At 61.4% G+C, this 13,450-nt stretch carries 12 protein-coding genes; 5 read left to right on the top strand and 7 right to left on the bottom strand.

The genetic code is table 11. The annotated features are described in order from the left end of the window. Positions 1 to 62: 62 nt before the first annotated feature. On the bottom strand, positions 63 to 1,121 hold the full coding sequence (locus JFT85_RS02110) for a tetratricopeptide repeat protein (RefSeq protein WP_069552162.1): 1,059 nt from the start codon (positions 1,119 to 1,121) through the stop codon (positions 63 to 65). A 76-nt stretch (positions 1,122 to 1,197) separates the two neighbouring features. Further along, on the bottom strand, positions 1,198 to 2,091 hold the full coding sequence (locus JFT85_RS02105; protein ID WP_187601975.1) for a bestrophin family protein: 894 nt from the start codon (positions 2,089 to 2,091) through the stop codon (positions 1,198 to 1,200). Positions 2,092 to 2,314: 223 nt separating this feature from the next. On the opposite strand from JFT85_RS02105, the gene JFT85_RS02100 reads away from it, so the two are divergent. The 5 genes from JFT85_RS02100 to JFT85_RS02080 are packed head-to-tail and all read left to right on the top strand — an operon-like array spanning position 2,315 to position 7,872. Beyond that, the gene (locus JFT85_RS02100; RefSeq protein ID WP_201229054.1) at positions 2,315 to 3,964 is read left to right on the top strand and encodes an AMP-binding protein; all 1,650 of its coding nucleotides are present in this window, start codon (positions 2,315 to 2,317) and stop codon (positions 3,962 to 3,964) included. Between the two features lie 21 nt (positions 3,965 to 3,985). Continuing rightward, entirely contained in the window at positions 3,986 to 4,753 is a 768-nt protein-coding gene (locus JFT85_RS02095; protein ID WP_201229052.1) for an SDR family NAD(P)-dependent oxidoreductase, read from the top strand. 12 nt (positions 4,754 to 4,765) lie between these two features. Beyond that, positions 4,766 to 5,950 carry an acetyl-CoA C-acyltransferase gene (locus tag JFT85_RS02090; protein WP_053255994.1) on the top strand — a complete coding sequence of 395 codons (1,185 nt, stop codon included), beginning with the start codon at positions 4,766 to 4,768 and terminating at the stop codon, positions 5,948 to 5,950. Positions 5,951 to 5,959: 9 nt separating this feature from the next. Beyond that, positions 5,960 to 7,087 (top strand): acyl-CoA dehydrogenase, encoded by a 1,128-nt coding sequence (locus tag JFT85_RS02085; RefSeq protein WP_053255995.1) that lies wholly within the window; start codon positions 5,960 to 5,962, stop codon positions 7,085 to 7,087. 11 nt (positions 7,088 to 7,098) lie between these two features. Beyond that, complete coding sequence (locus tag JFT85_RS02080) at positions 7,099 to 7,872, top strand: enoyl-CoA hydratase (RefSeq protein ID WP_201229050.1); 774 nt, start codon at positions 7,099 to 7,101, stop codon at positions 7,870 to 7,872. 206 nt (positions 7,873 to 8,078) lie between these two features. Here the strand turns inward: JFT85_RS02080 and JFT85_RS02075 are convergent, their stop codons facing one another. The 5 genes from JFT85_RS02075 to JFT85_RS02055 all read right to left on the bottom strand — a co-directional run bounded on the left by JFT85_RS02075 (position 8,079) and on the right by JFT85_RS02055 (position 13,450). Then, the gene (locus JFT85_RS02075) at positions 8,079 to 9,230 is read right to left on the bottom strand and encodes an acyl-CoA dehydrogenase family protein (protein ID WP_201229048.1); all 1,152 of its coding nucleotides are present in this window, start codon (positions 9,228 to 9,230) and stop codon (positions 8,079 to 8,081) included. Positions 9,231 to 9,233: 3 nt separating this feature from the next. After that, entirely contained in the window at positions 9,234 to 10,352 is a 1,119-nt protein-coding gene (locus tag JFT85_RS02070; RefSeq protein ID WP_053255998.1) for an enoyl-CoA hydratase/isomerase family protein, read from the bottom strand. A 131-nt stretch (positions 10,353 to 10,483) separates the two neighbouring features. Then, positions 10,484 to 11,194: an HPP family protein gene (locus tag JFT85_RS02065; protein ID WP_053255999.1), complete on the bottom strand. Its 711-nt coding sequence runs from the start codon at positions 11,192 to 11,194 to the stop codon at positions 10,484 to 10,486. A gap of 163 nt (positions 11,195 to 11,357) precedes the next feature. Continuing rightward, complete coding sequence (locus tag JFT85_RS02060) at positions 11,358 to 11,546, bottom strand: type VI secretion system contractile sheath small subunit (RefSeq protein ID WP_262385171.1); 189 nt, start codon at positions 11,544 to 11,546, stop codon at positions 11,358 to 11,360. Between the two features lie 281 nt (positions 11,547 to 11,827). Continuing rightward, the gene (locus JFT85_RS02055; protein WP_201229045.1) at positions 11,828 to 13,450 is read right to left on the bottom strand and encodes a glycosyltransferase; all 1,623 of its coding nucleotides are present in this window, start codon (positions 13,448 to 13,450) and stop codon (positions 11,828 to 11,830) included.

Raw genomic sequence — 13,450 nt, 5'->3', positions numbered from 1 at the left:
GCGGTTCAACGTTTTGCGCAATTTGTACAAGCCTGGCTAACTTTTATAACTTTTCGGTGCGGCTACAGGCCTTGCTGCAGGGCGGGATCATCCGGGTTTTGTTGCTCAAGTTGGGCGAGTAACACCTGGACGTTCTGCAACTGGCCGCTCTCTTTCCAGTAATTGACCAGCAGCACCCGCGCCTTGCGATTGGCCGGGTGGCGCTGGATGATTTCTTCCAGCTGACGCTGAGCCGCTTCCAATTCCTCCTGGGCGTGCAGGGTGGTGGCGAGGTCGTAACGGTAATCCTGATTGTCCGGCTCAAGCTCTACCGCTTTGGACAAACCGAGCAGGGCGTAGGGCCGTTCGCCGTGGTGCAAGAGCCACATGCCCAGGGCGTGTTGCAAGTATGCCGACTCGGGATGGGCCGCCAATTGGCGCGCCAGCAACTGGCGCGACTCATCGGTTTTGCCTTGTTTGTCCAAAAGCTCGATTTGTGCGACCACCGCCTGCAGATTGTCCGGCTGCATGCGCATGGCCTGCTCCAGTGCGTTTTGCGCCTCCGGCAGCAAGGCGCTGTGGATGTACAGGCGCGCCAGTTGAATCCAGCCTTCAGCCGTTTCGGGCTGGCCCTTGAGCTTTTTCACAAACTCATCCAGCACTTGCTGCAAGGGCCCGAAATACAGCCCCAGGGTATCCGGCGACAGGCCGAGCAAGGCATTCGCGGCGGCAAAGCGCACGTCTTGTTCAGGGTCATCCAGCACCGGGCCGAGTAACAGCGTGCGTTGGCCGCTGGGTACCAGGCCGACAATGCTGTGGATGGCCGCCTCGCGGACCAGTGGAGACTCATCGGCCAGGTCTTTATCGGCCAGTTTCAGCGCCTGTGGGCTGGGGTAATTGGGCAGTTCGGCATGCAATGCCGCGCGCCGCTCGGGGGACAGGTCCGGCCGGCCGAGCTGTTGATACAGCACTCGCGCGGCCCCCGGCTCGCCATTACGTGCCTGCTTCAAGGCTTTGGAGTAGCCATGCGCAATCGCCGGCGGCACGGCCACTGGGCTGGAGCGGGAGAAAAACCAGGTGACCAACACAATTAATAACAGGGCGCACAGGCCGATGATGGAGTAACGGCGTGACTTTGACATGCAGGCGTCCAAAAGCAGGGGCGGCTATCGCAAAGCCATCAGCTTCGGTCAGACCACGGCGAGTGTCAAACCCGTGTCAGTTCAGCACGTATTCAACCGGCTCCAGCGCAGCTGGCAGCGCTGTTTCGCCGAGGGCGGCAAGAATCTCGCGCTCAAGGGTGCGTACGATCGCATTGCACGGCAAGTCGTTTTCATCGAAACCGAACGGGTCCTCCAGGTCGTCGCCGATTTCATCCAGGCCAAAGAAGGTGTAGCTCACGATGGCGGTGAACAGCGGCGTCAGCCAGCCCAATGGCTCGGCCATGGCAAACGGCAACAGAATGCAGAACAGGTAAATAGTGCGGTGCAGCAGCAGCGTATAGGGGAAGGGCAGCGGCGTGCTTTTGATGCGCTCACACGACGCTTGCACCTGGCTCAGGCTGACCAGCCGGGTTTCCAGCTGGGTGTAGCGCCACTCGCTGATCGTGCCGCGTTCTGCCAGCCGCGAAAATTGCCCGCCCAGTTGCTGCAATACGCGGTCGGGGAGGTTGGGGTGCGCCTGCTCGATGCTGATCCACGGTTTGATGGCCCGGGCTTCATCTTCATGACGCAGGCGGGCGATCAAACCATGGGCAAAGCCGCACACACCGCGCAACAGGGCGGCGCGCTCAAGCGCATCGACCAGCACCTGGGTTTCGCGAATCAGCGAGCGCACCTCGATGACCATTTGCCCAAGCTGCTTGCGGCCTTCCCACCAGCGGTCATAGCAGGCGTTATTGCGAAAACTCATGAAGATCGACAGCGACAGCCCAAGCAACGTGAAGGGCGTGGCGTTGACCTTGGAGAAATACGCCGGGTGCAGGGTTTCCACCAACACGATCACTGAGGCCAGTAACGTGACCAGCAGGCTGCGCAGGGCAATGCGCTTGGCAATCGAGCCCTTGAGGGAAAACAGGATGCCCAGCAGGTTGGGTTTGGGGCGAACGATCATGGAAGGCTTCTGTGGTGGCGCAGGCCATCAGGTTAGAAGCAAGCGCCGTGGGCGTCCAATCACTTGGACTGACCGGCTGATCAGCGCAATCAATGATTGGCCAAACCAGTCAGCGAAGTTGAAGGCTTTGACCATTGCTGCGTCGTCGCTCCAGAGCGACTATTTCAACGATTGTTGTCCTCAAAACCGTCATCAAAATAAAAACACAGAAGGGTTTGAAGCAATGCGTGACTACCTGGCCGCTACGACCGAATTCGATTACCAGCACACCGTCGACGCCGCGCTGGCCGGCAATCTTCAGGCGCTCAATGCCTGCGTGGAATGCTGCGACCGGCACGCGCTGCCGGGGCGCATCGCCCTGTTCTGGGAGGGCAAGGACGGGCAGAGCGCCACGTACACCTTTACCCAGTTGCAGGAGCAGGCGGCGCGCTTCGCCAATTTCCTGCAGGCCCAGGGCGTCAAGCGCGGTGACAAGGTCGCGGGCCTGCTGCCGCGCACGGCTGAATTGCTGGTGGTGGTATTGGCAACGTGGCGCATCGGCGCGGTCTATCAGCCGTTGTTTACCGCGTTTGGCCCCAAAGCGATTGAGCATCGCCTGAGCAGCTCTGCATCGGCACTGGTGGTCACCGATGCGGTCAACCGCCCCAAGCTGGCCGAGGTGCAGGGGTGCCCAACCATTGTGACGGTCGCCGGGGCCAAGGGTGAAGGCATTGTGCGGGGAGATTACAGTTTCTGGGCCCAATTGCCCCACTATTCCCCAGTGTGCGAGCCGGTGTTGCTGGGCGGCGATGATCCGTTCCTGCTGATGTTCACCTCGGGCACCACCGGGCCGTCGAAAGCGCTGTCGGTGCCGCTCAAGGCGATTGTTGCGTTTCAGAGCTACACCCGTGACGCGGTGGACCTGCGCCCCGAAGATGCGTTCTGGAACGTCGCCGACCCAGGCTGGGCCTACGGCATCTATTTCGGCGTGACCGGGCCGTTGTCCATGGGCCATCCGATCACCTTCTACGATGGCCCGTTCACCCTCGACAGTACCTGCCGGGTGATTAATAAATACGGGATTACCAACCTGACCGGCTCTCCCACCGCGTATCGCCTGCTGATTGCCGGTGGTGAGCAGTTCGCCCGTTCGATCAAGGGCAAGCTGCGCATCGTCAGCAGCGCCGGCGAGCCGTTGAACCCGGAGGTGATCCGTTGGTTCGCCGATAACCTGGGGGTCACCATTCACGACCACTACGGCCAGACCGAACTCGGCATGGTGTTGTGCAACCACCATGGCCTGGCGCACCCGGTGCATGTTGGCTCGGCCGGCTTTGCCTCACCGGGGCATCGCATCGTGGTGCTGGATGACGATTATCAGGAGTTGCCCGCCGGGCAGCCGGGAATCCTCGCCATCGACCGTGAACAATCGCCGATGTGCTGGTTTGCCGGTTATGACGGGGTCAAGACCAAAGCCTTTGTGGGCAAGTACTACCTCAGTGGCGACACCGTCGAGCTGAACCCGGACGCCAGCATCAGTTTTGTCGGGCGCAGTGATGATGTGATCACCACCTCCGGTTACCGCGTGGGGCCGTTCGACGTGGAAAGCGCGCTGGTGGAGCACCCGGCTGTCATTGAGGCAGCAGTCGTCGGTAAACCCTGCCCGGAGCGCACCGAACTGGTGAAAGCGTTCGTGGTGCTCAACGCGCAATACCGCGCCACCCCACAACTGGCCGAGGAGCTGCGCCTGTATGTGCGCCAACGCCTGGCCGCCCATGCCTACCCACGGGAAATCGAATTCGTCAGTGACTTGCCCAAGACCCCGAGCGGCAAGCTGCAGCGCTTTATTTTGCGTAATCAGGAAATCGCCAAGGCCCAAGCGGCACTGGCTTGATCCACTTTTAAGGAAACAGTGATGCAGATTGAAAACAAGGTATTCCTGGTCAGCGGCGGTGCTTCGGGCCTCGGCGCGGCCACCGCGCAAATGCTCATCGCCGCCGGAGCCAAAGTGATGCTGGTGGACCTGAACGCCGAGGCCGTGGCGGCCAAAGCCCAACAGCTTGGCGAGAACGCCTGCAGCGTGGTGGCGGATATCAGCCAGGAAGCCGCGGCTGAAGCTGCCGTTCACGCCACCGTTGCAGCCTTTGGTGGTTTACATGGCCTGATTAACTGCGCCGGTGTGGTACGCGGCGAGAAGATCCTCGGCAAGAACGGCCCCCACGGGCTGGCCAGCTTCGCCCAGGTGATCAACGTCAACCTGATCGGTAGCTTCAACCTGCTGCGCCTGGCCGCTGCGGCCATCGCTGACACCGAGGCGGATGCCGACGGTGAGCGCGGTGTAATCATCAACACCGCATCGGTGGCAGCGTTTGACGGGCAGATTGGCCAGGCCGCGTATTCCGCCTCCAAAGGCGCCATCGCCAGCCTGACCTTGCCCGCCGCGCGTGAATTGGCGCGCTATGGCATTCGGGTGATGACCATTGCCCCCGGCATTTTCGAAACGCCAATGATGGCGGGCATGACCCCCGAAGTGCGCGACTCCCTGGCCGCCGGCGTGCCGTTTCCGCCACGCCTGGGCAAACCGTCCGAATACGCTGCGCTGGTGCGACACATCATTGAAAACAGCATGCTCAATGGCGAGGTGATCCGTCTCGACGGTGCCTTGCGCATGGCTGCCAGGTAAGGAGGATTATCCATGAACGATCCGATCGTTATTGTCAGCGCCGTGCGCACGCCCATGGGCGGCTTCCAGGGCGACCTCAAAGGGCTGACCGCGCCGCAACTGGGCGCCGCCGCGATTCGCGCGGCGGTCGAGCGGGCCGGCATTGCGTCCGATGCCGTGGATGAAGTGCTGTTCGGCTGTGTACTGCCTGCAGGCCTGGGCCAGGCGCCTGCGCGTCAGGCGGCCCTGGGTGCCGGGCTGGACAAGGCCACCCGCTGCACCACGCTGAACAAGATGTGTGGCTCAGGCATGGAAGCGACCATGCTGGCCCACGACGCGCTGTTGGCCGGCAGTGTCGAGGTGGTGATCGCCGGTGGCATGGAGAGCATGTCCAACGCGCCGTACCTGCTGGACCGTGCGCGCAGCGGCTACCGCATGGGCCACGGCAAGGTGATCGACCATATGTTTCTCGACGGCCTGGAAGATGCGTATGACAAGGGTCGCCTGATGGGCACCTTTGCCGAAGACTGCGCCGAGCACAACGGGTTTACCCGTGAAGCCCAGGACGCGTTTGCCATCGCCTCGCTGACCCGGGCGCAAGCGGCGATTACCGACGGCAGCTTCGCTGCGGAGATTGTCCCGGTACAGGTGACTGTCGGTAAAGAGCAAAAAACCATCGTGCATGACGAACAACCACCCAAGGCCAGGCTGGACAAGATCAGCAGCCTGAAACCGGCGTTTCGTGAAGGCGGCACGGTGACGGCGGCCAACGCCAGCTCGATCTCCGATGGTGCGGCGGCGTTGCTGCTGATGCGCCAGTCCGAGGCGCAAAAACGTGGTCTCAAGCCGCTGGCAGTGATCCACGGGCATGCGGCCTTTGCCGATGAGCCGGGGCTGTTTCCGGTGGCGCCGGTGGGCGCGATTCGCAAGCTGATGAGCAAGACCGGCTGGCACCTGGGCGAGGTGGACTTGTTCGAGATCAACGAAGCCTTCGCGGTCGTCAGCCTGGTGACCATGAGCAAGCTGGAAATCCCCCACAGCAAGGTCAACGTGCACGGCGGCGCCTGTGCGTTGGGGCATCCGATCGGCGCCTCCGGCGCGCGCATCCTGGTGACCTTGCTCTCGGCCCTGCGCCAGAAAGGCCTCAAGCGCGGCGTTGCCGCCATCTGCATCGGCGGTGGTGAAGCCACGGCCATGGCCGTCGAATGTCTGTATTAAGGACTCAACATGCTGCCCAATGACGAACAAGTGCAAATCAGCGAGGCGGCCCGGCAATTTGCCCAGGAACGCCTGAAACCGTTCGCCGCCGAATGGGACCGCGAGCACCGTTTCCCCAAGGAAGCCATCGGCGAAATGGCCGAGCTGGGCTTTTTCGGCATGTTGGTGCCGGAGCAGTGGGGCGGTTGCGACACCGGCTACCTGGCCTATGCCATGGCGCTGGAAGAAATCGCCGCCGGTGACGGCGCCTGCTCGACCATCATGAGCGTGCACAACTCGGTGGGTTGCGTGCCGATTCTCAAGTTCGGCAACGATCAGCAGAAAGAACAGTTTCTCAAACCCTTGGCCAGTGGCGCCATGCTCGGTGCCTTCGCATTGACCGAGCCACAGGCAGGCTCTGATGCCAGCAGCCTGAAAACCCGTGCGCGCCTTGAAGGCGAGTATTACGTGCTCAATGGTTGCAAACAGTTCATCACCTCCGGGCAGAACGCCGGCATTGTGATTGTGTTTGCAGTCACCGACCCGGCAGCCGGCAAACGTGGGATCAGCGCGTTTATCGTGCCGACCGACTCGCCGGGCTACACGGTCGCGCGGGTGGAAGACAAGCTGGGCCAACACGCTTCCGACACGTGCCAGATTCTGTTTGAGGATGTGAAAGTGCCCGTCGCCAATCGCTTGGGCGAGGAGGGCGAAGGCTACAAAATCGCCCTGGCCAACCTCGAAGGCGGCCGCGTGGGGATTGCCTCGCAATCGGTGGGCATGGCCCGCGCCGCGTTTGAAGCGGCACGCGACTATGCACGCGAGCGCGAAAGCTTCGGTAAAGCGTTGATTGAACACCAGGCGGTGGCCTTCCGTCTGGCGGACATGGCCACTCAAATCGCGGTGGCCCGGCAGATGGTGCATTACGCCGCCGCCCTGCGCGACAGCGGCAAGCCGGCGCTGGTCGAAGCCTCCATGGCCAAACTGTTTGCTTCGGAAATGGCCGAGAAAGTCTGCTCGGCCGCCTTGCAAACCTTGGGCGGTTACGGTTACCTGAACGACTTCCCGTTGGAGCGGATCTACCGCGATGTGCGGGTCTGCCAGATTTACGAAGGCACCAGCGACATTCAACGCATGGTCATCTCACGCAATCTTTAAGGAGCCAATACATGAGTTACGAAACCATTTTGCTCGAAGTGCAGGGCCGCGTCGGGCTGATTACGCTTAATCGCCCGCAAGCGCTGAATGCCTTGAACGCGCAATTGGTCAGCGAGTTGAACCAGGCCCTCGACAGCATGGAAGCTAACCCGGAAATCGGCTGCATCGTGTTGACCGGCTCAAAAAAAGCCTTCGCCGCCGGTGCCGACATCAAGGAAATGGCCGAGCTGACGTACCCGCAAATCTACCTCGACGACCTGTTCAGCGACAGTGACCGCGTGGCCAACCGCCGCAAGCCGATCATTGCGGCCGTTAACGGCTTCGCCTTGGGCGGCGGCTGCGAACTGGCGTTGATGTGCGACTTTATCCTGGCCGGTGATACGGCGAAGTTCGGTCAGCCGGAAATCAACCTCGGTGTCTTGCCGGGCATGGGCGGCACGCAGCGCCTGACTCGCGCGGTGGGCAAGGCCAAGGCCATGGAAATGTGCCTGACCGGGCGCTTTATCGATGCGGTGGAAGCTGAGCGCTGCGGGATTGTCGCGCGCATTGTGCCGGCCGATGAACTGCTGGAAGAGGCGCTGAAAGTCGCCACGCTGATTGCTGGCAAGTCAGTACCGATCAGCATGATGGTCAAGGAAAGTGTGAACCGTGCGTTTGAAGTGAGCCTGTCCGAAGGCGTGCGCTTTGAACGTCGGGTGTTCCACGCAGCGTTTGCGACGCAAGACCAGAAGGAAGGCATGGCGGCATTTGTGGCCAAGCGCGCGCCTGAGTTCAAGGACCAGTAAGCTGACCCCAAAAACACGGTAGACCCCATGGTGGGAGCGGGCTTGCTCGCGAAAGCGGTGGGTCAATCAACATCAATGTTTGCTTCAGGCCGCCTTCGCGAGCAAGCCCGCTCCCACATTTGATCTTCGCTGCATTGAGCATTTCGTTCGCTTAACTGACTGGCATTAGGGCAAGCCCGCTCCCACAGGTGGGAGCGGCGTATCTGTCAGAGCTGGTAGTCCTTCAGTGCTCGGGCAATCACCATCCGCTGAATCTCACTGGTCCCTTCGTAAATCTGTGTAATCCTCGCATCCCGGTAGTAACGCTCCACCGGGTAATCCTCAAGATACCCATACCCGCCATGAATCTGCACCGCTGAAGAGCAGACCTTTTCGGCCATTTCCGAGGCAAACAGCTTGGCCTGGGAGGCTTCCGACAAGCACGGCTTGCCGGCACTGCGCAGGCGCGCGGCGTGCAGGATCAGCAAGCGTGCGGCGTTGAGCTGGGTTTGCATGTCTGCCAGCAGGTTGGCAATGCTCTGGTGCTCAATGATTGCCTGGTTGAATTGCACGCGATCACGGGCATACGCCAGCGCCGCCTCAAACGCCGCCCGTCCAATGCCCAGCGCTTGGGCGGCAATCCCGATGCGCCCGCCTTCGAGGTTGGACAGGGCAATGGCCAGGCCTTTACCGCGCTCACCCAGCAGGTTGGCTTCGGGCACGGTGCACTCGCTGAGTGTGACGGCGCAGGTATCCGAGGCGCGAATGCCCATCTTGTGCTCCGTGCGATCAACCACGAAGCCCGGCGTCTGAGTGGGCACCAGGAACGCGGAAATGCCCTTCTTGCCCAACGTCGGGTCAGTCACCGCAAACACAATGGCCAGCTTGGCGCGCTTGCCGTTGCTGACAAACTGCTTGGCGCCATTGATGACCCACTGGCCATCACGCAGTTCAGCGCGGGTCCGCAGGTTGTGGGCTTCGGAGCCGGCCTGGGGTTCGGTCAGGCAGAAGCAGCCGATGGCTTGGCCGCTGGCAAGGTCAGGCAGCCAGGTTTGTTTCTGCTCGTGTGTGCCGTAGTTGAGAAGTGGCCCGCAACCCACTGAGTTATGGATACTCATCAGTGCGCCGGTCGCGCCATCACCGGCGGAGATCTCTTCTACCGCCAGCGCATACGCCACGTAGTCGACATAGGTGCCGCCCCATTCTTCAGGCACCACCATGCCCAACAGGCCCAATTCACCCATTTTTGCGACCAGAGCGTCATCGATCCAGCCGGCCTTTTCCCAGGCTTGCGCATGCGGGGCGATTTCGCCACGGGCAAAGTCGCGCGCCATGTCACGGATCATTACCTGTTCTTCAGTGTATTCAATATCTTGCATGACCTATTTCCCACTCTGCACGAAGTCGCGGAAGAAGCTGTCGACATGGCTGGCGTCCAGCCCTTGGACAGTCGGCGGGTTCCAACGGGGGGCTTTGTCTTTATCGATGATCAGCGCCCGCACCCCTTCGATCAGGTCGCCGCGCTCGAACCACTGGCGATCCAGGTGCAGTTCCAGGGCAAAGCACTGCTCCAGCGGCAGACGGCGGCCACGGCGCAGCATTTTCAGGGTCACGGCCATGGCCAGCGGCGAGCGGGTTTGCATCAGCTCGACGGTGCTCAGGGCCCATTCGTGGCTGTCGGCGACGGTGACTTCCTGCAATTGCTCAATGATGCTCGGCACATCCGGCAAGGCGAAGAAATGGTCGATCGCAGGTCGCAGTGCGGCCAGGGGCGCATCGGGCAATTGCTGCACCGCCAGTTTGGCCAATACGCCTTGCAGGTCCTTGAGCGGTGAATCCTGCCATTGCAGTTGATTGAGCTTGTGGTCGAGGTCGCTGAGTTTGGCGCTGTCGATAGACCAGTCCGCCAAGCCGCAATACAGTGCATCGGCCGCGCGAATCTGCACGCCGGTCAGGCCGAGGTAAATCCCCAGTTCGCCCGGAATACGCGGCAGGAAGTAGCTACCGCCCACATCCGGGAAATAGCCGATGGCCACTTCCGGCATGGCGAGGCGGCTGCGCTCAGTGACTACGCGCAGGTCGGCACCTTGCACCAGGCCCATGCCGCCGCCCAACACGAACCCGTCCATCAGCGCCAAGACAGGTTTGCGGTAATGATGAATGGCCAGGTCGAGTGCGTATTCTTCAACGAAAAAGGCTTGGTGCAGGGTGTCGCCGTTCTTGAAGCTGTCGTACAGCGAACGGATGTCGCCACCGGCACAGAAGGCTTTTTCACCGGCGCCGCGCAGGACCACGGCGTAAACCTGCGGATCATCCGCCCAGGCCTGTAACTGCGCCGTCAGGCTGCGGACCATCTCCAGGGTGATGGCGTTCAAGCCGGCGGGGCGATTGAGGGTGAGGTGGCCGATATGGTTGCGCACCTCGGCCAGCACCTCGTGCTGGCGGCCCTCCGGTTGAAGAGCCTCGGCGTGGCTTGCTTCGGATGAAACCTGAGCAGTCATCTGTAACTCCCTGCTTTTATTGTTCTTTATCAAGATGTCCGTGAACGAACCTTCTCGCGATCGTACCAGTGCAAATTTGCCCCGTACAACCCGGAATCATGCAGGTCGTTTTTGCATTTATGCAGATCAGCTCACGCGACTCGGCCGGCCAGCACCTCGCCAATGCTGCGCCGCCGCGCATGGCCTTCGGCCGCGTGAATCAGTTGTTCCAGCTCGGCAGGTTGCACGTCGTAAAACTGCTCCATTTCGGCCATGGCCTGTTTCAGGTCGGCTGCGGTGATCGAGGCGTCCAGCGCCGGTGCAGCACGGCCGATGATGACCGCAGGCGACTCGACTGGACCCTTGGGATAGCGCGTGCGCGTGGCATTGTTATAGGCCAGCGCACACGCGAGCAGGGCGCTCGCGCCGAGCATGACCGGGCCCAACTCGTGCCAACCCAGCGCGATTGAGGCCGGATCGGCAAGGACCAGGGTCATGGCCAGGCCACCGGCCGGTGGGTGCAAACAACGTAGCCAGCACATCAGGATGACGGTCATGCCGGCCGCCAGACACGCGCTGCCCAGGGTACGCCCGAGCACCCGTGCGACCAGCAACCCCACCACCGCGGCACATAAGTAGCTGCCGATGATCGACCAGGGCTGCGCCAACGCACCGGACGACACCGCAAACAGCAGCACGGCGGAAGCCCCCAGGGGGCCGAGCAGGTGCAGCGCGACGTCCATGCCAAAGAGCCGAGCACACACCCAGACACTGAAGAGCGTGCCCAAGGCCATGCCGATTGCGGCGCGGCTCCATTCGGCAGGGCGGGTATTGATTGCAGCGGGTAACCAGCGAGCGAGCATCGGAGCAGTCCGTAAATAACAGGCGAAAAAAAGGGCTTGGCAGGTTTCCCGCGAAAGCCCTTTGAGCGTTCCAATAGTTGGGGGAGGAACCCTTAACAGTGTGCCGACCGGAGCACAGGGGTGCCAATGCATATTAATGAAGGTTGAATGCAAAAAGAGTGAGTTAAAACGCCTCGCCACAAGGGGTTAAGCGTGTGTTCTGGGTGAACGGCCGGTTGATCCGCCCGAGCACACGTGTACGGGTCTCTTCATTGAACAACTGCCTTTGCAGGTTCTCCTGTAGCGCAGTGTTGTTGGCCAATGGGCCTTTCAACGCCACCAGCGCGTCGCGCAGCTCCATCAGCCGATCCAGCCGCGGCGCAGGAATAAGCAACAAATCTTCTGGCACGGTATTGCCCTTTTAATAATGGCAGCCACTGTGCGTAGAGGGGATGGCAGCGTCCTGAAGTAAATAGTTAACGCACTTGGCGAACGAGTCTACATTTCGGTTCCAGGCATCGGAAGGCAAAGCGCACCAGCCTTTACGCATAGCGACGTAGGCGCTTTCCTGGCGCTAATAACGAAAAACGCCCACTTTTTGAGGAGTGGGCGTTGTTTCTGTCAGACCGCTGTGACAGCGTTCAGCGCCTGCGATCAAGGCGCGGAAGCTTTCTTCAGATGCAGCAACACATAAGGGTCTTTGTCGAACTCCCCGCTGAGCGTCGGTGTGATCGAGCGCAAGCGTGGATCTTGCAGTTTTTCGAAGTCCTGAGCACTCATCACCAGCCAGGCCGGCCCTTGCAGCGGGGCCAGATCGGCGGGCGATTGGGTGAACAGCGGGACCTTATCGCAGTTGAAGTTGACCATGAACTTGATGGCTTTCGCGTCTTTACCCAAGCCATGCAGTACCACCGGTGCCGGTTGCTGCATGATGTGCGCCTTGACTGCGAGGGTAAAGGTGCGGGTGTCGTAGAGCGTACGTTCCAGCGGTTCGACCACCACGATGTAGGTTGACCAGAGCGCCAGCACCGCCGCGAATGCGGGCCCCAGCGTGCGCAGGCGTGCTTTGAGGAGTGACAGCAATGCCAACCCCTGAAGCACGCCCAGTAACGTGAAGATCAACCCAAGGTTGTCCAACTGGGCCGGGTAGCGCTTGCGCGCCACCACCAAGCCTATCACCAGGAGCGCCGGCAACAGCGTCCAGATGCCCAGGATCAGGCCGCGGAGCGCCGCGAACAGCCGCCCCTGGGTGACCTGGAACGGGTAGGCCGCAATGATCGCCGCCATGGGCAGCATCGGCAGGATGTAGCGCGCCTTTTTCGCTTGGGGTACCGACAAGCCCAGCATCACCAGCAGACCGGCCGCTGCGCAATACACCACCAGTTTCAGCGCCGGGTCCGGCGCGCGGCGCCCGCCGATGACCACCGCCACCAGCACCAACAGCGCCAGCGGGTAGGCCAGCGCATAGTTGCCCATGGAACTGGTGAAGTAATACAACACGCCGCTGGAGCCTTCGGTGCCGTCCATGCGCCCGAGGAACTGCATGCGGATCACGTCCTGCATGAAGTCTTCGCCACCGCTGAGCTTGGCCAGCAGCAACAGCAGGCCGACACACGCCACCAACAGGGCCAGCGCCAGCACACCAAAGGTGAACAGTTGGCGCCATTGCCGATTGATCAGGTAATAGCTGCAGAGCACGCCGGTTGGGATCACCAGGCCGATTGGCCCACGCACTGCAAAGCCGAGAATCACCAGCAGGAACAACCAATGCAGGCGCTTGGCGGCACCGAAGTGATCGTGGGCATAACCGAGGTAGAACACCGTCAGGGCGATGGCGGCGAGCATCTGGTCCAGGGACACCGCACGGGTTTCACTGATGAAGGTGCTGCTGAGCAGCAACATCGCGATGCTCAACAGACCCCAGCGCGTGGAGTAGGGCGCCGTGAGGCGGTACACCAGGGTTACGATCAGTGCCGACGCAATCGACGTCGGCAGCCATGCCGTCAGGCTGGTGACCTGGCCGAACGGCAAGGACAACAGCCACGTCAGCAGTGTCGAGGTCGCCAGATAGTCAGCGTAGGGCTGGCCATAGGTGGTGGGAAAGAAGCTCGGCCCATGGCGCAGCATCTCTTGTGCAAACACCACGAAGCGCGAGTCGAACCCGATGATAGCCTGGTGCCAATTGCCGACGATAAACAGCACCAGCGCAAGGAGCCCAAGCCCCAGCGACTGGTTGCGGATCGTTGCAGTAAGCAAGGGCGGTTGAGCTTTGTTCAC

It is taken from the genome of Pseudomonas sp. TH04, from assembly GCF_016651355.1.
In the GTDB taxonomy this organism is placed as follows: domain Bacteria; phylum Pseudomonadota; class Gammaproteobacteria; order Pseudomonadales; family Pseudomonadaceae; genus Aquipseudomonas; species Aquipseudomonas fluorescens.
This window is presented reverse-complemented; position numbering and strand designations above follow the sequence as displayed.